Source organism: Halomonas sp. Cn5-12 (assembly GCF_021532545.1).
Classification (GTDB): Bacteria; Pseudomonadota; Gammaproteobacteria; order Pseudomonadales; family Halomonadaceae; genus Vreelandella; species Vreelandella aquamarina.
Map to the genome: position 1 here is coordinate 1 of NZ_JAKGAY010000038.1, position 21,911 is coordinate 21,911.

A 21,911-nucleotide genomic window follows, 5' to 3' on the forward strand; every position below is an offset into this window, starting at 1 on the left:
AAGGCATCGGTACGCCAGCGTAGTATCGAGTTATAGACAAAACGCACGCAGCCGAAAGTCTGAGCCAGCAGCTCAGCCTGTTCGGGGGTTGGGTAAAACCGATATTTATAGGCGCGTTTCGTCATAGTTCACACTTTAGTCTTATTTGTGTGAAGATAGCAACCAACTTAAAACGGAGGAGCGGGAACAGGGGCGGCTGACGCCGCCGCGCTATCCCTCCCCGCCCTAAAAGGACGGGGTTTCACGCGCAACATTGATGAAAAAGGGACAGTGCCGTGGCACTGTCCCTTTCTGATTACTTAGTTGTCCGTACGTTCGACAACTTACACTTGGGTGTAAAAATTATGTCAACTGCGGGCCTGCTTTGATGATGGCTTCGTTAACGCCTTCAAATTTCTTGAAATTATCAACGAACTTGGTGGCCAACTCTTGCAGGTGGCGGTCATAAGCGTCGCGGTCTGCCCAGGTCTCGCGAGGGTCGAGCAGGCTGGAGTCTACGCCCGGCACGGCTACCGGCACCTCCAGGTTTAGGCCTTCAATGTGCTTGGTTTCTACATCGCGCAGAATGCCAGACTGAATCGCGCTGATGATGGCGCGAGTGGTCGGAATGGAGAAGCGTGAACCGCCTTCACCGTATGCGCCACCGGTCCAGCCAGTGTTGACCAGGTAAACCTGGGCATCTTTCTTCGCCACTCGCTTGATCAGTAGATCAGCGTATTCACGCGCCGGACGCGGGAAGAACGGAGCGCCGAAACAGGTAGAGAACGTCGCCGCCAAGCCTTCGGAAGAGCCCATTTCAGTGGAGCCGACTTTCGCTGTGTAGCCTGACAGGAAGTGGTAAGCCGCCGCTTCTTTGGACAGCACGGAGACCGGCGGCAGAACACCCGACATATCGCAGGTCAGGAAGACGATGGCATTCGGCTCGCCTGCCAGGTTTTCTGCAACGCGCTTCTCAACGTGCTCCAGCGGGTAGGCAGCACGAGAGTTCTGAGTCAGGCTGTCGTCGGCGTAATCCGGCTCGCGACGGTCGTCGAGTACGACGTTTTCCAGCACGGTGCCAAACTTGATCGCATTCCAGATGACCGGCTCGTTCTTCTCAGAAAGGTCGATGCACTTGGCGTAGCAGCCGCCTTCCATGTTGAAGACAATGCCGTCGCCCCAAGCGTGTTCGTCATCACCAATCAGGAAGCGCGCTTGGTCAGCAGACAACGTGGTTTTGCCGGTGCCAGAGAGGCCGAAGAACAGGCAGGTTTCACCATCTTCGCCCACGTTAGCCGAGCAGTGCATCGGCAGCACGTCGGAAGCGGGCAGCAGGAAGTTCTGCACAGAGAACATGGCTTTCTTCATTTCGCCGGCGTAGCGCATGCCAGCGATCAGCACTTTACGCTCGGCAAAGTTGATGATGACGCAGCCATCGGAGTTGGTGCCGTCGCGGTTCGGGTCACACTCGAAGCCTGCGGCGTTAAGAATGGTCCACTCTTCTTTGGCGGCTTGGTTGTAGGCCTGAGGACGTACAAACATGGTGCGACCAAACAGGTTCTGCCAAGCGGTTTCAGTGGTCACGCGTACCGGCAGGTAGTGAGTGGCGTCGCTGCCCACGTGCAGCTCAGAAATGAAGTGTTCCCCGTTACTCAGGTGATCTTCAACCCGCGCCCAAAGAGCTGAGAATTTTTCAGCGTCGAAGGGGCGGTTAACGCTGCCCCAATCAATGCTGTCACGGGTGGAGGGCTCATCGACGATAAAACGGTCTTTCGGTGAACGCCCGGTGCGTACGCCGGTGTTGACTACCAGGGCTCCGTTCGCCGCGAGGCGACCTTCACCACGGGCCACTGCGCGCTCGATCAGTTCGGCGCTGCTGAGATTAACGTGGGCTTGGGGAGCGGCTTGAGTCGTGGTCATGTCGATTCCTGGGTCTCTAATTTTCCGAGCGTCGCCGACGCCTTGAGAAATCATCCTAGCCCCTGTTATAGCGGTCACAGCAGGCTAGGTGCGCTGAAGTTTGGTGCATTATGGCAAAAAGAAAGCCCCCGGGAAACGGGGGCTTTTACCAAATATCTTGTAGTTAAACTACTACAATGACACTACATTTTGTGTTGCAGCGCAGTATATTTTCAAACATCTGTTTGGCTTTTCGCCATCAAACGGTGCGGTGCGTGGGGTGCAGCAGCCCGCCCCAAACGCACCCTCGTCAGGTGCCGACTACACAATTAGTGAATCACCGGCGGTGGCGCGCCTGGGTCCTCCAACAAAATTTCAATATCCGCTGCGGTGTAGTGATATTTCGTATGACAAAAGTGGCATTGGGTGTCAATCGCGCCCTGTTCGCGCAAAATATCCCGAAGTTCATCCTCGCCAAGGGTGTAGAGCGCATGACGCATGCGCTCCCGCGAGCAGGTGCATCCAAAGCGCAGCGCTTTGGGGTCGAAGACCCGCACGGTCTCTTCATGATAGAGGCGATACAGCACTTCTCGCTGCTCTAAGCCCAGCAGCTCTTCTTGCTTGATAGTATCGGCTAGGTGAACGCTGCGCTCCCAGGCGTCTACATCCTGGTTTTGCGACGCATCCGGTAAGCGCTGGAGAAGTAGCCCTCCTGCCCGTTCGCCGTCAGCAGCTAGCCAAAGCCGCGTGGGCAGCTGCTCCGACTGGCCGAAGTAGGCTTCCAGACAGCCGCCCAGAGTATCGTGATCCAGCCCGACAATGCCCTGATAGCGATGCCCCTCTTTAGGGTCTAGGGTAATCACGATTTGGCCGTCCCCTACCAGCTCGCGGAAGCTAGCGTGTTCGCTGGGCAGTGCGGCGTCTTCGGCAATACGTGCAATGGCCCGCAGCTCGCCGCCGGGGTTGGACTCTGCCATTAACAAGGCGAGCACTCCCTGGCCGCGCACTTCGATACTGAGCGTACCATCCAGCTTAACGGTATCGGTCAATAGGGCGACCGCCGCTAGCAACTCACCCAGCAGTTGGTTAACTGCGGGTGGGTAGGCGTGGCGGTCGAGCACTTCGTGGTAAGCCGTGCTGAGCGTAACGATCTCGCCACGCACGTTAGTTTGGTCAAACAAAAAGCGTTGAATTTGATCAGACATAAAAAGACCATGGGAGGAGAAGTAGGAGGAGAAGTAATAGGAGAGCACAGCAGGGTAAGCGGCTGCTTACTCCCCTTGCTGGCGCTGGAAGCGCTGGATATCGCGCCGCTGTTTTTTATCAGGGCGTTTAAGCGGGTGCTGCATGGCTTCGTTGGTTAAGCGGCGCGCTTCGGCCTCTTTGGCACGACGTTTAGCGCTATCTTCGGTTTCCGCATAGAGCTTACGCGCTTCCGGTGCGCCTCGACGCTGGTCGGATAGCGCGGTCACTTCCACCTCGAAGATATCCCAGCCTTGCGGCACACGGATCAGCGCACCCAGCTCAACGTTCTTACTGGTTTTTACACGAGCTCCGTCGTAATGGACTTTGCCGCCTTCAATGGCTTTTTTGGCCAGAGCACGGGTTTTAAAAAACCGCGCTGCCCATAACCACTTATCCAAACGAACGCTGTCACTCATTCACGCCCTCCTAATGTATGTGAGGCCAGGTTTATGAACTCAGATGTGTGAGCGTTGCCCTGGCAACTCTGCGGGTAGCAGCCGGGCAAATCGGTCAAGGGCAATAAATTCCTGTAGTTCTTTCTCTGGGCGTTGGCTGTCAGGCTGTTTAATCCCTAACAGATGCTTAATGCCAAATTCGCGAGCGCTCTCTAGCACCCGGGCATTATCATCAATAAACAGGGTGCGGGCGGGGTCGAATGGCTCGCGTTCTTGCAGTGCAAACCAGAAGGCTTGCTCCTCTTTCGCAGCGCCCACGTCTTCTGATGAGATGATGGCGTCTAGGTAGTTTTCCAACCCCGTGAGCGGGAGTTTTAATGCGAGACTTGCGCGGTCGGCATTCGTAGCAAGTACCACTCGGGGGTGAGCTTGCTTGAGCCATGTCAGGAAGTCCAAAGCATCGCTGCGTAGCCCAATCAAGTGCTGCACTTCGCGCTTGAGGGCAACGATATCCACGTTCAGCTCGCGGCTCCAGTAGGCAAGGCTGTACCAGTTCAGTGTGCCCTGCTCACCCATAATGCGTGCTTTGAGCGCATCCTGACTGGCTTGGTCTAGCTGGTGCAGCTCTACGTAGCGCCGCGGCAGGTGCTCAAGCCAAAAGTGGCTGTCGAAGTGAAGGTCTAGCAGCGTGCCGTCCATGTCGAGTAGGACGGTATCGATCTCGCGCCAATCAATCATTGCCGCTCCAGTCTTAAAGAGTAAGCGTGCTATTGTAGCGTAACCCGTTTTTTGCAGCCACGGAGGCATGATGTCACGCGACGACACAACAACAGGCGATACGCTAACCGGCTATCCGCGCAAGCCGCAAATCTTAGGCCGCCAGCGCGTCGCCCAAAGCCGTCTATTTCAAATTGAGTCACTGGATTTGCGCTTCTCTAATGGGGAAGAGCGACAGTTTGAGCGTTTGACGGGGGCTGATCGCGGTGCGGTGATGATTATTGCCATGCCCGACCCGGACCATGTGCTGCTCATTCGGGAGTATGCTGCGGGGTTCGAAGATTATGTGCTGACGCTTCCCAAAGGCTTGGTCGACCCCGGCGAAGACATAGTCACCGCCGCCAACCGCGAGCTGATGGAAGAGTGCGGCTTCGGCGCGCACCGCATGGAACCCTTAGTGGAGCTTTCGCTAGCGCCCAACTACATGCGCCACCGCATGCAGGTGTTAATGGCAACGGACCTCTACCCCAAACGCTTACCGGGTGACGAGCCCGAACCGCTGATTGTAGAAACCCATGCTATTGAAGAACTGCCTGCACTACTCTTGCGCGAAGACTTCCACGAAGCCCGCGCCATCGCCGCGCTCTATATTGCGCGGGATAAACTGCGCGAAGAGAAGCGCCGTGGCGGGATGGATTTGCTCTAGCACACGCCCTTGACAATGTTGTGGGAGGGGCTTCAGCCCGCGACGATTCAAGCTCTCAGCCGACTCAGAAAATCGCCCAATAAAATTGGCCTCCCACATCAGTCATTAGCGGCGTAACCGCCTACAAAGTTCCACTGCTGAGTTGCTATAGGTGGTGTTTTAACGGGATCCAGCGGCGTTGGCGGTGGCTGTCTAGGCCAGCTTCGAGGAGCGCCATGCAACGCAAGGCGTCATCGATATCCACGGGAAGCGGCGCTTTATCACGAATCGCCGCGCTTACCCCTTGGTAATAGGCGAGATAGTCGCCGGGCAATGTGGGGTGGTCGTGACGGACAAGCGGTGCGTCTTCACCCTCTCCCTCGCGCAGGGTCAGCGTTCCAGGGCTATCTTCTCCCCAGGCTGAAGACGGCGTTTCCCCGGCTTTCAAACGATCTTCCTGCGGGTCTAAGCCGTACTTGATATAGCTGCCTTTGGTGCCATGGATGCGGTAGCGCGGCGTGGGTTCTGCCACCAGCGTACCGGCACTCAAGCTCACTCGGAAACCCTCGTACTCCAGCAAGGCGAGGAAGTCGTCATCGGCTTTGGCGCCGTCACGGCGTACGCCTAGCTCTAGCAAAATGGCGTTGGGCGTGCCGAATAGCTCGCAGGCCTGATCTAGCAGGTGCGGGCCTAGGTCGTACCAAATACCGCCCCCTGGGGTGGCTTTTTCCCGCCAGCGGTCACGCACTTCAGGGCGAAAGCGATCAAAGCGCGACTCAAAGCCGGTCATGCGCCCTAGCGTGCCTTTCTTTAAGAGCGCTTGAATGGTCAGGAAGTCACTATCCCAGCGGCGGTTATGAAATACCGAAATCATCCGCTCTTTATCCAACGCCAGCGCTTTTAACTGCTTTGCTTCTGAGAGCGTAACGGTAAAGGGCTTATCCACCACCACATGCTTACCCGCCGCGAGCGCCGCTTTGGCTAAGGGGAAGTGGGTATCGTTTGGCGTGGGAATCACAATGAGATCAAGGTCTGGGCGCTTACATAGCGCCAGCGCTTGGCTCTCTATTTCCACGTTAGGCAGGTCCGCCTTCACTTTGGCCGCATCACTGGAAGAGACAGCCACTAAATCCAGCCCTGCGGTCGCTTGAATCAGCGGGGCGTGAAACGTCTTGCTTGCGAAACCATAGCCAACAAGGCCAACGTTGATGATCGCCTTCATTACAATCCTTAGTCGATGTGACGGTTCAGGTTGGCAAAAAAACAGCCCGCACGAGACGGGCTGTTTGATGGAGAGATTAATCTAGCTTAGAGAGGTCGCGCACCGCGCCTTTATCGGCGGAGGTGGCGAGTAGCGCATAGGCTTTGAGCGCAGGGGTAACCTTACGCGGGCGCTGCTCGACCGGCTTCCAGGCATCTTTGCCTTTGGCATCCATGGCTTCACGGCGTTTAGCCAGCTCGGCATCGCTGAGTTGCACGTTGATGGAGCGGTTGGGGATATCGATCAAGATGGTGTCGCCCTGCTCGACCAAACCAATCGCGCCCCCTGCTGCCGCTTCCGGAGAAACATGACCAATCGATAGGCCCGATGTACCACCGGAGAAGCGACCATCGGTGAGCAGCGCACAGGCCTTGCCCAACCCTTTCGATTTCAGATAAGAGGTCGGGTACAGCATCTCTTGCATGCCGGGGCCGCCTTTGGGGCCTTCGTAGCGGATGACGACCACATCGCCCTCTTTTACTTTGCCATCTAACACATCGGCCACCGCTTGGTCTTGAGACTCCACCACGTGGGCTTTGCCTTCAAATACCAAAATGGAGTCATCAACCCCTGCGGTTTTCACCACGCAGCCATCCAGCGCGATATTGCCGTAAAGCACGGCCAGGCCGCCCTCACGGGAGAACGCGTGCTCCAAATCACGGATACAGCCGGTGGCGCGGTCGCCATCCAGGCTTGGCCAGCGGGCGCTTTGGGAGAAAGCGGTTTGAGTCGGTACACCGCCAGGGCCAGCCTTAAAGAACTCAACCACTTCTGAGCTAGGCGAGCGCATGATATCCCACTCTTCCAGCGCGGCCTTCAGGCTATCGCCATAGACAGTCGGCACCGAGGTATCGAGTACGCCTGCCCGGTCCAGCTCACCGAGAATGGCCATGATCCCACCGGCACGGTGGACGTCTTCGATATGGTACTTCTGGGTATTGGGGGCCACCTTGCACAGCTGCGGCACTTCCCGAGAGAGACGGTCGATATCCGCCATGGTGAAGTCAACTTCCGCTTCTTGGGCGGCGGCCAGCAGGTGAAGAATGGTGTTGGTCGAGCCGCCCATGGCAATGTCGAGCGTCATGGCGTTTTTAAACGCCGACTTATTGCCAATCGCACGGGGCAACAGGTGAGCCTCGTCACCTTCGTAGAAACGTTTAGCGAGTTCGACAATACGGTGACCGGCATTTTCGAACAGACGGCGACGATCGGCGTGGGTCGCCAGGACGGTGCCGTTACCCGGCAAGGCCAACCCCAATGCTTCGGTGAGACAGTTCATAGAGTTGGCGGTGAACATACCCGAGCAGCTTCCGCAGGTAGGGCACGCACTGCGCTCGACTTCGGCCAGGGTTTCGTCATCGACACTGTCGTCGGCCGCCATGACCATGGCATCGACGAGGTCGAGGCCGTGATCCAGGAGTTTGGTCTTACCGGCTTCCATCGGGCCGCCTGATACAAAGATCACCGGAATATTGAGGCGCATCGCGGCCATCAGCATTCCTGGGGTGATTTTGTCGCAGTTGGAGATGCACACCAGTGCATCGGCGCAGTGGGCGTTACACATGTACTCGACGCTGTCAGCAATGATATCGCGGCTCGGCAGCGAATAGAGCATGCCGTCATGACCCATGGCGATGCCATCGTCCACGGCGATGGTGTTGAACTCTTTGGCTACGCCGCCCGCTTTTTCAATCTCACGCGCCACCAGCTGGCCCATGTCTTTTAGATGCACATGACCGGGTACAAACTGGGTGAAGGAGTTGGCGACCGCAATAATCGGCTTATGAAAGTCGTCATCTTTCATACCGGTGGCACGCCAAAGGGCACGGGCGCCAGCCATATTGCGGCCAGCGGTGGTGGTACGGGAGCGATACTCAGGCATGGTGTCCTCTACATCTTTATCATGGCCTGCCGCATACGTGGCAGCAGGCAGTTGAATCCAGCGGCCTTAGATTGTGGCATGAGCGCACCGCTGAGACTAGATGTAGAGGACAACCAACGGGGGTTAGCGGTTAAAACTCATCCCACTCATCAGCACTCGTGCTGGTGCTCTGCCTACTGGCCTGCTGCTTGGAAGATTTGCTGCTCGACAGGCGAGGCGCTGCTTGCTTGGCCGCCTTTTGAACGCTGCTAAGCTTCTCACGGGCAGCACTAATGCTCTCTGCTTGCGCTCCCTCCAAGCGGAAAGCATCAACCACGTTAGCCAGTTCAAAGGCTTCCAGGGCAAGGTTGTCTGCTGACGCGGCGATAGACTGCACTTTGGAGGCGTTTTGCTGAGTCACGCTATCCATTTCCGCAATCGCCGCATTAATCTGCCCAATACCGCTACTCTGCTCGCTGGAAGCGGTACTAATGGAGGCCATTAGCTCACTCACACGGCTTACCTGCTCCACGACGTTTTCGATGGCACTTTCTGCTTGCTCCACCGCACTACGCCCCCCTTGCACTTCCTGTGTCGTGCTGTCGATCATCTTGCGAATTTCCTGAGATGCATCAGCACTGCGGCTTGCCAGCACCCGCACCTCGCTGGCAACCACCGCGAACCCGCGCCCGTGCTCACCGGCTCGCGCGGCTTCTACCGAGGCATTGAGTGCCAAAATATTGGTTTGGAAGGCAATGCTATCGATAACCCCTATCATTTCAGTCATCTTTTCGGCACTTTTGGCGATGCGCTGCATACGTTCAACCAACTGCTCCATCTGCTGACGAGTAGCTCGCGTACTGGTAGCATTTTGTTGGGCAAGCTCTGTGGCTTGGCGAGCATTATCGTTATTTTGCTGAACGGTTGAGGTCATCTCTTCCATGCTGGAAGCCGTTTGTTGCAGCGATGACGCTTGTTGTTCGGTTCGCGTCGCCAGCTCCTCGTTTTCGGTGGCAATTTGCTGAATGGCGGGGGTGACGACCGACACGCGGTTTTCCACATCACCAACGATGCTAGAGAGACTAAAGCGCATGGTATCCAGCGAATAGAGCAGCTCGCCTAGCTCATCATTACTTTGACGGCGCTCCCGTGCCGCTAAGTTACCCGCCGCAATTTGGAACGTCATATAGCGTGCCCCCGCTAAGCTGCGGAAGACAGATTTCAAGATAAATACGCTGAGGGCGACCAGCACACACAGGCCAATCAGCATCAGCACCAACTGCGCAATAAACATCTGCTGGCGACCCTGGCGAGCATCTGACATCAAATTGACCGCGCCAGCACGCTCGTAGTCGACCAACTGGCTATTTAGCTCGCGAATCTCGGTAGTCGCGGGCAGCACTACGCTATTGAGCGATTCAAATGCCGCAAACCCATTGGCTTGCCCAACGGCTTCAATGGCGCTAGCAACACCATCACGCCAAGTGCTAAAGGCAGCATTAAACGCTTCTACACTCTCTTCGGGTGCACTACTGGTTTGGCGGTACTCTTCCCACAGCTGCTGAGCGGTCTGCGTGCTGCTGGTGAGACTGGCAGACACTGCGTCCATATCCACTCGACGTGGGTTTCTTACCGCAGGCTCCAACTGCTCAACGCCCAAACCAATGTGACGCTCGATTAACTGCAGGTCAGCTACTGCCTCAAGACCTGCGCGGTTGAGAGTTTCAAGCCGCTCTCCAGAAGCATTTAAGCCATACAGCCCTAACCCGCCCGATAAACCCAGCAGGACCACTGCAACGACAACCATGCCGGTTAACTTGGCTTTTAAGCTTGTGAACTGAAAGCGCGCCACAATACCGCCAAGGCCTCGGCGCGTTAACGCCCCTTGGTGGAGAGCATAGCGGCGGGATTTACCCTTTTCGCGTATCTCCGCATACACTCGGTCTGCCAAGGCGATCTGTTTATCCGAGGCTTTGCGGCGTAAAGAGGTGTAGCCAACAATGCGGTCGCCATCTCTCAAAGGTGCCACTGTGGCATTGACCCAGTAGTGATCACCATTTTTACGGCGATTTTTAACCGTTCCCTGCCAAGTGCCACCTGCCTGAATGGTTTTCCAAAAATCGGCATAAGCGGCTTCGGGCATATCGGGGTGGCGAATTAAATTATGCGGCGCGCCAAGCAGTTCATCCCTTGAATAGCCGCTGACTTCCACAAAGGCTGCGTTGGCATAGGTCACATTACCTTTTAAATCAGAGCGTGAAATAAGCACGGTCTCTTCATCAAGCACATATTCGCGTTGGGTAACGGGCTGGTTGTTGCGCATAGAAGCTCCCCAGGGGCATTTTTTAATAATTTGATTTTTCTTTATTATCCAGAATTAGCGGGGCACTTAACCAGTAAACAGATGTAAAAAAGCGCCGCTCTCTTCAGAGCGGCGCTTTTAATGATTTTATTGCTTGTGTAAGCCCATCATGCTGGCCAGCTACTTGAAGACCACATTAGCAACATCCCGGTAGCGATTAGCAAAGTGCACCGTCATCCCCTCTTTTAGGTAATCCGGTAGCTCCTCGTAATCACGGCGATTTGCCTCAGGCAAGATGACCTCAAAGATATCGCTGCGCCGTGCGGCAATCACTTTTTCGCGGATACCGCCTACCGGTAGCACCTGGCCGGTGAGGGTTAACTCACCGGTCATCGCCAACGGGCGAGTGATGGCTTGATGTTTAGCCAACGACAGTAGCGCGGTGGTCATGGTTACCCCGGCAGAGGGGCCATCCTTCGGCGTGGCTCCTTCAGGCACGTGGAGGTGAACAAAGGCAGAGTCAAAGAAATCTGCATCCGCACCGTACTCCGCCAAATGCCCCAAGGTGTAGCTGTAGGCAATATTGGCCGACTCTTTCATCACATCGCCCAGCTTGCCGGTTAGCTTGAAGCCGCGATCTAGCGAATGCACCTTGCCTGCCTCAATGGGCAGCGTGGCACCGCCCATGGATGTCCAGGCAAGCCCTGTGACGACTCCTTCGCCTTTCAGGACTTTCTCTTTACGGAAAAGCGGTGCGCCCAGGAACTCTTCCAGGTTCTTGACCGAGACCTTGACGGTTTCAACATCTTCTTCCAGCAGTTTCACCGCGGCTTTGCGCACAATGCGGTGCAGCTGTTTTTCTAACTGACGTACGCCTGCTTCACGGGCATAGCCGTCAATCACCTGCTTCAGCGCCGCATCGCTCAAGTTAATGCGCCTCTTCGACAAGTTGTCGCGCTTAAGCAGCTTGGGCCAGAGGTGATGCTTGGCGATCTGCAGCTTCTCTTCAGCGATATAGCCCGACAGGCGAATCTGCTCCATACGGTCGAGCAACGGCCCGGGGATGCTATCCAGCGTGTTAGCGGTGCACACGAAGAGCACCTTGGAAAGATCCATCCGCACGTCGAGATAGTGGTCGAGGAAGTCAACGTTCTGCTCGGGGTCAAGCACTTCCAGCAGCGCCGAGGCGGGGTCACCCTGGAAAGATTGACCCAGCTTATCAATTTCATCCAGCATGATGACCGGGTTTTCTACCTCAACCTCTTTGAACGCCTGAACGAGCTTACCGGGCATTGCGCCTACATAGGTGCGTCGATGGCCTTTGATTTCAGCCTCATCCCGCATACCGCCCACCGAGAAACGATAAAACTTACGTCCCAGCGCTTCGGCAATAGAGCGGCCAATGGAGGTTTTACCCACCCCTGGCGGGCCAACCAGCAGCACAATCGAGCCGCCTACATCGCCTTTAAAGGTGCCCTCGGCAAGGAACTCGACAATCCGCTCTTTCACGTCTTTTAGGCCATCGTGGTCGCGGTCGAGGACTTCTCGAGCATGGGCAAGATCCAGCTTATCCTGGCTGGTTACTCCCCAAGGCAGCGAGGTTAACCAGTCCAGATAGTTGCGGGTGGTGCCATACTCCGGCGAGCCCGTTTCCAGCACGCTGAGTTTATTCAGCTCCTCATCGATACGTGCCTGAACTCGCTCTGGCACCACCAAGGATTCCAGCCGGTTTCGGAAAGTATCCACGTCGTTTTCGCGGTCATCTTTAGAGATGCCCAGCTCACGCTGAATCACCTTCAGCTGTTCGCGTAGGAAAAATTCCCGCTGACGCTCCTGCATCTGGGCATTGACCTGCTCGCTGATTTCGCTTTGCAACTGGGCGACATCGATCTCTTTACGCAGCAGCGGCAGCACTTTTTGCATCCGCTCGGCAACGGGTAGCGTTGCCAGCACGTCTTGCAGCTCTGGGCCTTTGGCCGAGGTAATCGCGGCGGCAAAGTCGGTCAGCGGGCCGGGCTGATGGGGGCTAAAACGGTTAAGGTAGTGTTTTAGCTCCTCCCCGTAGAGCGGGTTAATGGGCAGCAGCTCTTTAATGCCGTTGATGATCGCCATGGCATAGGCACGGGTCTCTTCATCTTCGGCATTGACCGGCTCTTTCGGGTAAGTCACTTCCACCAAGTAAGGCGGCTCTTTGGAGAGCCAGCGCTGGATTTTAAAACGCTGCAACCCCTGAGCAATGAACTGAATCTGTTGATCTTCGCCTTTGAGCTTATGCACCTTCACTGCGGTGCCAATCTCGGGGAAGACTTCATGATCCAGCGACTCAACGCCATGCTCCCCAACAAACGCAACGCCGATAGTGTGGTGTGGCGTGTTATTGACCCGGCGCATGGTCTCTTCCCAGCGCTCGCGGTTAATGACCAGCGGCTGAACCTGGGCAGGAAAGAAAGGACGGTTATGAATCGGTAGCAGGTAGATGCGCTCGGGCAGCATCTCACTGGCAGGCAATAGCGAATTTACCCGCTCCCCATCAGAGCGGTAACCGTTGCTTTTGGGGTTATCTTCTTGAGAATCGTGCGACTCACTCTCAGTAAGCCAGTCTTGATGTTCGTGTTCTCGATCGTAATCCTGGTCGCTCATGCGCCCTCCCATCAACAGTCACTAGTGGCTTGGGCCACTCAGCATTGCTAAAGGAATGTGGGCACACAGGGAAAACTTCAACCCTCAAGGCAATTTAGCCAATGGTTATGAAAGCATTCATGGCCAAAGCGTCGGCATAGGGCGGCCATTCACACGCCATACTCCACGAACGACATCAAACTGCAGATCCCGCGTGCCTAAAGGCAAGCCCAACCAAAGGGCGGCAACCGTTGGGGCATCATGCCAAATAAAATCGCCGTCGATGCGCTCTAGCCAGCGAGCACGTTCATCGGATTTACCAAGAGCCGTGATACTTAACTCATCCAGGCGGCGCGCATCAAAAAACAGAGCCCCCTCGGCATCCACCTGCAAGCCAAGCAACGGGCTATCAATATCAATAGTGGTAACATCTAAGCGCGGAGAATTACTGAGTACCTGGAGCAAATTTGGCTCTAAGCGTGACAATAAGCCTTCTGCCATAGGCAGGCTAGCATCGCCCCAAGCAGCCTCCTGACGCAGCCGACGAATGGTTGCCCGCACTGCATCTCCGTTTAGCCGGGAAAGCTCCGCTTCTATACGGCCGCTTAACAGCGAGGTATCAGGTGCTTCGCTAGGCACACGCACATCGCCAATAATCAGCTCGCCCTTCAAGCGCAGCTCACTCTCATCCAGCTCCATATGGCTATGCACATCTAAGGGTGTGACATGAATATCGTAAGCGGGATAGCGCAGCGCTAAACTTTCAATATGCAGATGGTCGCGCTGAGCAAAATGGTAGGCATCTTCAATATAGGTATAACGGCTTTCTAGCTGGGTTGGCCCCAGCGTGAGTTGGGCAAGGCCATCGGTCAGCGTGAGCTGTTCCAGCAACCCGCGCAAACGCCAGTCACCAAACAGCCCCTCTAGCCGAACGCGAGCACCACGAACCGCCAGCTCACGCCCGCTCTGCTGAATCACAAAGGGCGCCAGGGCCAGACGCAGTTCGGTGTGCCCACTCAACGTTTGGTAGCGGCCTTGCCAGCGTGGCACCGAAGGCGCCGAGACCTCACCCACCGCTTTCTGCAATACACTATCCAAGCGCGGCAATAGGGTGCCTTCAACATCCGTGCTGAGCACACCATGACGGGCCCGGTAGGTCAGTTCCAAACGCCAAGGCCGACCTAAAAGAGGAGAAAGAACCAGCCCTCCACGGGAGGTTAGCCACCCCTGGTGGTTCTCAATTCGACTGACACGCCACTCGCCCCGCGCCTCCAGATCTTCCAGCGCTTGGCGTAGGCTACGTTCAAAAAGAACGCTGGATAGCAGTTGCGCGACCATCCAGATCACGGCCACGGCCGCGAGGATAGGCACGATCAAACGTTCCTTGCGCATGCTATCTCCTTGAATAGCCTCCCCAAGAAGGCTTCGCTCCATACAAGCAGTAGGCGTGCAACACAGTAAGCATAGCAGTTGATGCGCAGGCTTAACTTAATGCAGCCAAAACCAAAGGTGCATAGTACTCCAGGCGTAGACCCCTGCCATCACATCATCAATCATAATGCCAAAGCCACCGGCTACTCGGCGGTCAGCCCAGCGAATGGGCCATGGCTTAAAGACATCGAAGATGCGAAATACCACAAACCCCCACAGCGCTGCCTCCCAGGAGAAAGGAACCGCTGCCATGGTAATCCAGTAACCAACAAACTCATCCCATACGATCCCTGAGTGATCATGCACCCCCAGGTCATGAGACGTTTTATCGCAAAGCCATACGCCAACCACAAAGGCTGCCAGCACAATGCCTAGGTACCAGCCTAGCGTCAGGTCGGCCATCATCCAGTAGAAAGGAATCGCAGCCAGAGTACCAAAGGTACCCGGTGCCCAAGGCACCGTGCCACTGCCGAGGCCAAAAGCAAAAAAGTGGGTGGGGCGCCGCCAGACGCTCGCCGGTGCTCGGTTCATTGGTCACCCCCACGAAAATGCTGCCAGCCAGTCGCCCCTTCTACAGGCACTCCCGCCACCCCAAGCGCTTCGGTGCAGCGGCCAATAATGCTAAGCGAAAGGCCTAACTCGGCCAGCTGCATTTGCGCTTGAGCAACCTGGGAGGGAGGTAGTGTCACCAGCAGTTCGTAGTCATCACCGCCAGATAGCGCTGCGGTTAAGGCCGCTTCGCTGCCCAGCACTTCGGCTAATCCTTCGGCTAGGGGTAGCGAGTCGGGCTGCAAAGCGACACCTACCTGGGACGCTTCCCGCAGATGCGCCAGATCCGCTAGCAGGCCATCGGAGATATCCATCGCCGCTGTGGCCAATCCGCGTAGCGCAATGCCGGCCTTTAGCCGGGGCTGAGGCAAGAGATAGCGCTGTAGCAACGGGTGTTTCAGGTCGCGTTCACCCTGTTGCCACAACGCTAGCCCGCCAGCACCGCCACCTAATGCACCGGTCACGGCCACCACATCGCCCACCTGCGCGCCCGAACGCGTTATAGCCGTGCCAGTAGGCACTTCGCCCATCACGGTGACGCTAATGCTGAGCGCGCCAGAGGTAACATCGCCTCCAGCGAGTGTCGTCGCGTGCTGCTGGCAAAGCGTGTGAAAACCGCTGGCATAATCGGCAAGCCACTGCTCAGCGGCAGTGTCATCTTTAAAGGCGCGCTGATCCAAGGTGATAGCCATCAAGCACCAGCGCGACTGAGCCCCCATCGCGGCTAAGTCGCTGAGTGCCACGGCTAACCCCCGGTGTCCTATCGCATAGGCGGGGGCATCGTGGGGAAAGTGTACATCGACGACGGATGTATCAACACTCACCGCCAGCTGCTGCCCCGCCTGGGGTACCAATAGAGTGGCGTCATCGCCGCATCCTAGGGCAACGCCATCTGTCGCTTGTGCCTCCTGCGGCGACATAAAGTAACGTCGAATCAGATCGAATTCGGCAAGCACAAAGGCCCCTTAAACGCTTGATCAGGCGGCCCGCTTACAAGCGGCGGGCGCTGACTTCGGCACTTCGTAAGCGGTTTGCCAGCTTATCGAGAATGCCATTCACGTATTTATGGCCGTCGGTGGCGCCAAATGATTTTGCCAGCTCAACGCCTTCGTTAATCACTACGCGGTAAGGCACTTCCATTCGCCGGGAAAGCTCGTAAGCGCCGAGACGAAGAATCGCCAGCTCCACCGCGTCCAAATCTTCCAAACGGCGATCAAGCAATGGGGCAATTTCACGGTCCAGCTCGGTTTTGAAACGCACCGTGTTATGCAGTAGCTCATGGAACAGCGCTTTGTCCGCGATTTCCATGACCTTTACCCAGTTCTCATGATCTTCTAAGTCATCGTCAGCCACTTGGCTACGAAACTCAGCTTCAATCGTGGTAATGGACTTACCGGTCATCTGCCACTGGTAAAGCCCCTGTACCGCTAACTCCCTTGCGGCGTGACGCCCCTGCTGTGCCGCAGAGGGCTTGCGCTCACGACGCTCGCTCATTGAGAGTCTCCTACCGGCAACGCGCGCAGTAGAGACACCATTTCCATCGCGGCCATCGCCGCTTCGGTGCCTTTATTACCGGCTTTGGTGCCTGCACGCTCAATGGCTTGCTCAATAGACTCAACGGTTAATACGCCATTGGCTACGGGCGTATCAAACTCAAGTTGGAGATGGTTAATAGCCGTGTTGCAGCCACCCGCCACGTACTCAAAATGTGGCGTGCCGCCACGAATGACCGCACCGAGGGCAATCACCGCATCCGGCTTCATCACATTGAGTACACGCTTCACGGCCAGGGGCAGTTCCCACGCGCCCGGCACATGAACGATATGGATATTTTCCACATCCACACCGTGGCGTGTCAGGCTATCGACGGCACCTTCCACCAAGCTATCGACCACGTGGTGATTAAAGCGGCCCACCACGATGACATAGCGTCCATCAACGTCTACAAAAGTGCCTTCAATTTGCGAAAGGGGTTGCATCAATTTATTCCTGCTGAAAAGTTGGCTCATACGCCGTGTCATTGGGCCCCAGGCGCTCGACTACTTCAAGACCAAACCCAGAGAGCGCTGAGAATTTCCACGGAGAGCTGAGTAGCCGCATTTTACCAACGCCTAAGTGGCGCAGAATCTGCGAGCCAGTACCAATCGTTAAGTAGTTGCCAGAACCGTCTGAGTCGTTGGTACGCGGCTGGCGTACGCGATCCAGAAAGATATCTAGCTGGTCTTTCAAATCTTGATTAGGACGCCCATCATCAATCAGTACAAACACACCGGCCTGGGCTTGGGCAATTTCATGAATAGCGCGGTTGGCATCCCACCGACACTGCTCACCCTTCATTAAGCCCATCACGTCGCGCAGCGTATCGGCAAGGTGCACACGTACGGTGGTGGCCTGCTCCGGCGTCGGCTGCCCTTTTACCAGCGCCAAATGGTGCGCACCTTGAATACGATCACGGAACACATGTAGCGCAAGCTTGCCGTGAACGGTCGACACCTGAGAGGTTTCTATATGGTCCACCGTTTGCTCGTTCACAATACGGTAGTGGATCAGATCGGCAATGGTGCCCATCTTAATACCATGCGTCTTCGCAAACACTTCCAGTTCCGGACGACGCGCCATACTGCCGTCATCGTTCATAATTTCACAAATCACACCGCTGGGATCAAAGCCTGCCAGCGCTGCCAAATCACAGGCCGCCTCCGTATGACCGGCACGGCGAAGCACGCCGCCCGGCTCGGCCATCAGCGGGAAAATGTGCCCTGGCTGAACGATGTCCGAAGGCTTGGCATTCGGTGCAACGGCTGCCTGCACAGTGCGCGCGCGGTCAGCCGCTGAAATACCGGTCGTGACGCCTTCGGTTGCCTCAATAGAGAGCGTGAACTTGGTGCCAAAGCCTGAGCCGTTGTCCCGTACCATCAGCGGCAAGTTGAGCTGCTCGCAGCGCTCACGGGTCATCGGCATACAGATCAAGCCGCACGCGTAGCGTGCCATGAAGTTGATATGCTCAGGCTTCACCATTTCGGCGGCCATGATGATATCACCTTCATTCTCGCGATCCTCATCATCCATGAGAATCACCATTTTGCCCTGGCGAATATCGTCCACCAGCTCAGCGATAGGGGATAAGCCCTCAGAAGAGGAGTGCGCCATGGAATCTCCAAAAAATGTGGTCGCATCGTATGCGATTTCGGGCGTCAGGGTACCTTGCAATGACGGCTTGCGCTAGTCAGCGTGAGGGGTGGCGGTGATCCACCAGTCTTGCCCAACGGTTCGCGACTCTTTAATCGTCAAGCGTTTCTGATCGGCCATCTGGGTAATTCCCGGCAGTGCAAATAGTGGCCTTGCTTCACCGCCTAATAGCGTAGGAGCGACAAATAGCTGCAGCTCGTCGACTAAATTCGCCTCCAGTAACGCTCCTGCTAGCGTTGCGCCGGTCTCTACCAACAGCTCGTTAACCTGCTCATTATCCGCCAGCCAACGCAGCATGTCAGCCAGCGCAATACGACCGCCTTCGGCAGGCAGCACCTGAATCTCAGCACCCGCCGCCGCCAGTTTACGCCGTTTCTCTTCGCTATGCTGATCGGTGGTGATAATCAGCGTGCGCCCTGGCTCTCGTAGGCAGGCCGCGGCAAGCGGTAAACGAAGGCGCGAATCCAAGATCACTCTTAGCGGCTGGCGCTGCACGATCTCGGCGGCGTTATCCAGTGCCAGTTGGTCGGCACGCAGCGTTAAGCGTGAATCATCCATAATGATAGATTCCACGCCGCTCAGAATAGCGCTTGAGCGGGCGCGCAGCCGCTGCACTTGGGTGCGCGCTTGCGGGCCGGTAATCCACTGGGACTCCCCCGACCCCATGGCGGTACGGCCATCCAAGCTCATCGCCATTTTCAGCCGCACAAAGGGGCGCTGACGCTCCATACGGGAAATAAAGCCCGGATTCAGCGCCCGGGCATCTGCTTCCAACAGGCCTACCTGCACCTGAATGCCTGCTGCTTTCAAATACTCAATACCGCCACCGCTGACCTGGGGATTAGGGTCCCCCATCGCCACCACCACGCGCGCAACACCCGCTTGCGCCAGCGCCACCGCGCAGGGCCCTGTTCGCCCGGTATGTGAGCAAGGCTCTAGCGTGACATAAGCGGTGGCACCCTGGGCGGCGCTGCCTGCCGCCTTTAGGGCGTGAATTTCTGCATGGGGTTCTCCCGCACGCACATGGTATCCCTCGCCCACAATGCTGCCTTCCGCGCTGCCATCAAAGTGCACCATCACACACCCCACCCTGGGGTTGGGGTCGGTGGTATAAAGCCCGCGTTTGGCTAGCTGGATAGCGCGAGCCATGTAGCGATAGTCGGCGGTGGAGAATTCACCCATTACGATGCTCCGTGCTGTGTCCCACTGCCCTCTGGCTCATCCGTGGGCTCTTGGGAGAGGCGGTCGATTTCCGCCCGGAACTCGTCTAAATCCTGAAATTTACGATATACCGAGGCGAAACGAATATAGGCCACTTGATCCAAGCTACGCAGCGCTTTCATCACCGCTTCACCAATCTCACGCGCGTTGACTTCACGGTCGCCACGGGCGCGCAGCGTCTGGCGAATACGCTCTACCGACACTTCAATCGCTTCAGCGCTTACCGGGCGCTTTTCCAGCGCGCGCAGCATACCGTCGCGTAGTTTCGCCTCATTAAAGCTCTCGCGAGAGCCGTCGGATTTTACCACCCGCGGCATAATCAGCTCAGCGGTTTCATAAGTCGTAAAACGCTCTTGGCAGTTGGCACACTGACGGCGGCGGCGCACCTGGTCGCCTTCCGCCACCAGCCTGGAATCTGTCACTCGGGTATCATTTGCACCACAAAAAGGGCAATGCATGGCAGTCAACCTATTATCAGTACGCACTAGTAGCTGTGCGTGCAGCGTGTCAGCCTGTACGAATAAAAAGCGCTACAAGGCTCCATGCCCTGCCCGTTATTCGCCATTTTATAACCTGTTTTATCGCCTATTGTCAGCGGCAGCCTTATCGCTGCCCTTAGGGCGTAGCTGTGTTATACAACGCGTATCAACACGGTATTGTAACGATTTGGCACACAAGCTGCAGCGTTTGTCGAAGGTTGATTTATAGGACGCCCTTTATGACCCCTTTCGAGCAGACCGTTCACCACTACCTTACCCACCTGTATGGCCCCCGTGCGGGGGAAGTACAGCGGCGTATTGGCCAGCATCTTGCGAATTTTCGTACCGCCTCGACGGCTTCCCCACCCGCTAACACGGCGGGCCACGACGCACCAACATGGAGCGAAAAAGATCAGTGGGTCATTTGTTACGGTGATTCCATCTTGGATGAAGGTACGCCGCCTTTAGCGGTGCTGGATACTTTTCTACAGCGCTATCTGGGGGATGCCATTAGCGGGGTTCACGTACTGCCCTTTTTCCCCTGGAGCAGCGACGACGGCTTTTCGGTGATTCACTACCGCGAGGTCAATAGCGAGCTGGGCGAGTGGGCGCATATCCAAACGCTAGCCAGCCACTATGACTTGATGGCTGATTTAGTGCTGAACCATGTCTCCAGAGAGTCGCTCTGGTTTGTGGATTACCTGACCGGCAGCCTGCCCGGTCGCGACTACTTTATCGAAGTGGATCCGGATACCGATGTCTCCCAAGTCACCCGCCCGCGCAGTAGCCCACTTCTAGTGCCGATCTCTACGCGCCGGGGTACGCGCCACGTGTGGGCGACTTTCTCGGAAGACCAAATAGACCTCAACTTCGAAAACCCGGATGTGTTGTTAGAGTTCGTGGGTATTCTGCTGTTCTACCTACAGCAAGGGGTGCGCATTATTCGCTTGGACGCGGTGGCGTTTTTGTGGAAGCGATTGGGCACCTCCTGCATTCACCTGCCGGAAACCCATACCGTTGTGCGCTTACTTCGCGCCATCGTGGATGAAATAGCCCCCGGCACGCTGCTGATCACCGAAACCAACGTGCCCCATGCCGAAAACATCAGCTACTTTGGCTTGGAGCGATTAGCGAAAGGCGCGCCCGATGAAGCCCACATGGTGTACCAGTTCGCCCTGCCGCCCCTGCTGCTGCACACCCTCACCCGCGGCGAAGCGACGACGATACAAACGTGGTTAAACAGCTTGCCGGTGCTGCCTGAACAGTGCACCTACTTAAACTTCACCGCGAGCCACGACGGTATTGGCGTACGGCCGTTAGAAGGCCTGTTGCCTGACCATGAACGCGACGCACTGCTGGAACTGATGCATCGTTTTGGTGGCTTTGTCAGCATGCGCAGCAACCCTGATGGCAGCGACACACCCTACGAAATTAACATTACCTGGTTTGAGGCCATGTGCGGCACCCGCCGCGGGCCAGACCCGTGGCAAATTGCGCGCTTTCTATGCAGCCAAGCGATCATGCTCAGCCTACAAGGAATACCCGCACTCTATATCCATACGCTCACCGGCACGCTAAATGATGTCGAAGGTGTGGAGCGCAGCGGCCGCTTACGCTCGATTAACCGTCGCCGCTGGCAGCTTGATGAGCTGGCACTGCTGCTGGAGAGCCCTTCCACCCCCACCCATGACGTTTTCCATGCCCTGCACCGGCTACTAGTGCAGCGTCGCCAAGAGCCCTGCTTTCACCCCAACGCCCCGCAGCGCGTGATAGAAACGCCACCCGAGCTGCTAGCCATTGAGCGCGGGCCACTCCGTAACGGGCGACGCCTACTCGCGCTGTATAACGTCACCGATGTTAAGTTTGATCTCGCTCACGCAGGCGATGCCCTGAACCAAGCGCTTACCCAGTACCACTGGCAGCCGCTAGACCCGCTGACAGCTCACCACGAAGAAACACTGCCGCCCTATGCCGTCCGCTGGCTGGCTGCTGAAGCATAAGGCTTGCGACATAACGACTCAGGGCAACGAGAGATAATCGTTAAATAATCTTGTTCTGACACACTTACGCTAAACCACT

19 protein-coding genes are annotated in these 21,911 nt (G+C 56.5%); 2 read left to right on the forward strand and 17 right to left on the reverse strand.

Features of this window, described 5'->3' with window-relative positions; translation table 11 throughout:
• The 5 genes from L1249_RS15350 to yrfG form a co-directional block, all read right to left on the reverse strand.
• A partial coding sequence (locus L1249_RS15350) for a helix-turn-helix domain-containing protein (RefSeq protein ID WP_235253415.1) occupies positions 1-125 on the reverse strand: 125 nt, incomplete at its 3' end.
• 217 nt (positions 126-342) lie between these two features.
• Positions 343-1,899: a phosphoenolpyruvate carboxykinase gene (locus tag L1249_RS15355; protein ID WP_172416310.1), complete on the reverse strand. Its 1,557-nt coding sequence runs from the start codon at positions 1,897-1,899 to the stop codon at positions 343-345.
• A 308-nt stretch (positions 1,900-2,207) separates the two neighbouring features.
• Entirely contained in the window at positions 2,208-3,083 is an 876-nt protein-coding gene (gene hslO, locus L1249_RS15360; protein WP_228168680.1) for an Hsp33 family molecular chaperone HslO, read from the reverse strand.
• A 66-nt stretch (positions 3,084-3,149) separates the two neighbouring features.
• Positions 3,150-3,539 carry a ribosome-associated heat shock protein Hsp15 gene (gene hslR, locus L1249_RS15365; protein ID WP_044630370.1) on the reverse strand — a complete coding sequence of 130 codons (390 nt, stop codon included), beginning with the start codon at positions 3,537-3,539 and terminating at the stop codon, positions 3,150-3,152.
• Positions 3,540-3,578: 39 nt separating this feature from the next.
• Positions 3,579-4,256 (reverse strand): GMP/IMP nucleotidase, encoded by a 678-nt coding sequence (gene yrfG / locus L1249_RS15370; protein WP_058578370.1) that lies wholly within the window; start codon positions 4,254-4,256, stop codon positions 3,579-3,581.
• Positions 4,257-4,326: 70 nt separating this feature from the next.
• On the opposite strand from yrfG, the gene nudE reads away from it, so the two are divergent.
• Positions 4,327-4,941 carry an ADP compounds hydrolase NudE gene (gene nudE / locus L1249_RS15375; protein WP_044630372.1) on the forward strand — a complete coding sequence of 205 codons (615 nt, stop codon included), beginning with the start codon at positions 4,327-4,329 and terminating at the stop codon, positions 4,939-4,941.
• 145 nt (positions 4,942-5,086) lie between these two features.
• On the opposite strand, the gene L1249_RS15380 is transcribed toward nudE, so the two are convergent.
• The 12 genes from L1249_RS15380 to nrdR form a co-directional block, all read right to left on the reverse strand.
• Positions 5,087-6,142 carry an oxidoreductase gene (locus L1249_RS15380; RefSeq protein WP_044630373.1) on the reverse strand — a complete coding sequence of 352 codons (1,056 nt, stop codon included), beginning with the start codon at positions 6,140-6,142 and terminating at the stop codon, positions 5,087-5,089.
• A 76-nt stretch (positions 6,143-6,218) separates the two neighbouring features.
• Positions 6,219-8,063: a dihydroxy-acid dehydratase gene (ilvD, locus tag L1249_RS15385; RefSeq protein WP_062361770.1), complete on the reverse strand. Its 1,845-nt coding sequence runs from the start codon at positions 8,061-8,063 to the stop codon at positions 6,219-6,221.
• Positions 8,064-8,193: 130 nt separating this feature from the next.
• Positions 8,194-10,365, reverse strand: coding sequence for a methyl-accepting chemotaxis protein (locus tag L1249_RS15390; protein WP_062361741.1), 2,172 nt, complete (start codon positions 10,363-10,365; stop codon positions 8,194-8,196).
• A gap of 159 nt (positions 10,366-10,524) precedes the next feature.
• The gene (gene lon, locus L1249_RS15395; protein WP_228168681.1) at positions 10,525-12,984 is read right to left on the reverse strand and encodes an endopeptidase La; all 2,460 of its coding nucleotides are present in this window, start codon (positions 12,982-12,984) and stop codon (positions 10,525-10,527) included.
• Between the two features lie 117 nt (positions 12,985-13,101).
• Entirely contained in the window at positions 13,102-14,355 is a 1,254-nt protein-coding gene (locus L1249_RS15400) for a DUF945 family protein (protein ID WP_062375004.1), read from the reverse strand.
• A 96-nt stretch (positions 14,356-14,451) separates the two neighbouring features.
• Positions 14,452-14,925, reverse strand: coding sequence for a phosphatidylglycerophosphatase A family protein (locus L1249_RS15405; protein ID WP_044630377.1), 474 nt, complete (start codon positions 14,923-14,925; stop codon positions 14,452-14,454).
• A complete protein-coding gene (gene thiL / locus L1249_RS15410) occupies positions 14,922-15,899 on the reverse strand; it encodes a thiamine-phosphate kinase (protein WP_058578374.1) in 978 nt (325 codons plus the stop codon). Before thiL ends, L1249_RS15405 begins: the two co-directional genes overlap by 4 nt.
• Positions 15,900-15,933: 34 nt before the next feature.
• Positions 15,934-16,437 (reverse strand): transcription antitermination factor NusB, encoded by a 504-nt coding sequence (gene nusB, locus L1249_RS15415; protein WP_044630379.1) that lies wholly within the window; start codon positions 16,435-16,437, stop codon positions 15,934-15,936.
• Positions 16,434-16,922, reverse strand: coding sequence for a 6,7-dimethyl-8-ribityllumazine synthase (ribH, locus tag L1249_RS15420; protein ID WP_044630380.1), 489 nt, complete (start codon positions 16,920-16,922; stop codon positions 16,434-16,436). Before ribH ends, nusB begins: the two co-directional genes overlap by 4 nt.
• Positions 16,923-16,926: 4 nt before the next feature.
• Positions 16,927-18,093: a bifunctional 3,4-dihydroxy-2-butanone-4-phosphate synthase/GTP cyclohydrolase II gene (ribBA, locus tag L1249_RS15425; RefSeq protein ID WP_058578375.1), complete on the reverse strand. Its 1,167-nt coding sequence runs from the start codon at positions 18,091-18,093 to the stop codon at positions 16,927-16,929.
• Between the two features lie 72 nt (positions 18,094-18,165).
• A complete protein-coding gene (gene ribD, locus L1249_RS15430; protein WP_058578376.1) occupies positions 18,166-19,314 on the reverse strand; it encodes a bifunctional diaminohydroxyphosphoribosylaminopyrimidine deaminase/5-amino-6-(5-phosphoribosylamino)uracil reductase RibD in 1,149 nt (382 codons plus the stop codon).
• Positions 19,314-19,811 (reverse strand): transcriptional regulator NrdR, encoded by a 498-nt coding sequence (gene nrdR, locus L1249_RS15435; RefSeq protein WP_044630383.1) that lies wholly within the window; start codon positions 19,809-19,811, stop codon positions 19,314-19,316. Before nrdR ends, ribD begins: the two co-directional genes overlap by 1 nt.
• A 260-nt stretch (positions 19,812-20,071) precedes the next feature.
• Between nrdR and L1249_RS15440 the strand changes: the two genes are divergently transcribed.
• Positions 20,072-21,832: a sugar phosphorylase gene (locus L1249_RS15440; protein ID WP_044630384.1), complete on the forward strand. Its 1,761-nt coding sequence runs from the start codon at positions 20,072-20,074 to the stop codon at positions 21,830-21,832.
• The last annotated feature ends 79 nt before the right edge of the window (positions 21,833-21,911 follow it).

Bases quoted from the DNA above. Each gene is read 5' to 3' on its own strand.
- yrfG (WP_058578370.1), bottom strand. From the start codon at position 4,256: ATGATTGATTGGCGCGAGATCGATACCGTCCTACTCGACATGGACGGC.
- hslR (WP_044630370.1), bottom strand. From the start codon at position 3,539: ATGAGTGACAGCGTTCGTTTGGATAAGTGGTTATGGGCAGCGCGGTTT.
- L1249_RS15405 (WP_044630377.1), bottom strand. From the start codon at position 14,925: ATGAACCGAGCACCGGCGAGCGTCTGGCGGCGCCCCACCCACTTTTTT.
- lon (WP_228168681.1), bottom strand. From the start codon at position 12,984: ATGAGCGACCAGGATTACGATCGAGAACACGAACATCAAGACTGGCTT.
- L1249_RS15390 (WP_062361741.1), bottom strand. From the start codon at position 10,365: ATGCGCAACAACCAGCCCGTTACCCAACGCGAATATGTGCTTGATGAA.
- ribD (WP_058578376.1), bottom strand. From the start codon at position 19,314: ATGGGTGAATTCTCCACCGCCGACTATCGCTACATGGCTCGCGCTATC.
- nusB (WP_044630379.1), bottom strand. From the start codon at position 16,437: ATGAGCGAGCGTCGTGAGCGCAAGCCCTCTGCGGCACAGCAGGGGCGT.
- ribH (WP_044630380.1), bottom strand. From the start codon at position 16,922: ATGCAACCCCTTTCGCAAATTGAAGGCACTTTTGTAGACGTTGATGGA.
- L1249_RS15380 (WP_044630373.1), bottom strand. From the start codon at position 6,142: ATGAAGGCGATCATCAACGTTGGCCTTGTTGGCTATGGTTTCGCAAGC.
- ribBA (WP_058578375.1), bottom strand. From the start codon at position 18,093: ATGGCGCACTCCTCTTCTGAGGGCTTATCCCCTATCGCTGAGCTGGTG.
- L1249_RS15355 (WP_172416310.1), bottom strand. From the start codon at position 1,899: ATGACCACGACTCAAGCCGCTCCCCAAGCCCACGTTAATCTCAGCAGC.
- nudE (WP_044630372.1), top strand. From the start codon at position 4,327: ATGTCACGCGACGACACAACAACAGGCGATACGCTAACCGGCTATCCG.
- nrdR (WP_044630383.1), bottom strand. From the start codon at position 19,811: ATGCATTGCCCTTTTTGTGGTGCAAATGATACCCGAGTGACAGATTCC.
- hslO (WP_228168680.1), bottom strand. From the start codon at position 3,083: ATGTCTGATCAAATTCAACGCTTTTTGTTTGACCAAACTAACGTGCGT.
- L1249_RS15440 (WP_044630384.1), top strand. From the start codon at position 20,072: ATGACCCCTTTCGAGCAGACCGTTCACCACTACCTTACCCACCTGTAT.
- L1249_RS15400 (WP_062375004.1), bottom strand. From the start codon at position 14,355: ATGCGCAAGGAACGTTTGATCGTGCCTATCCTCGCGGCCGTGGCCGTG.
- ilvD (WP_062361770.1), bottom strand. From the start codon at position 8,063: ATGCCTGAGTATCGCTCCCGTACCACCACCGCTGGCCGCAATATGGCT.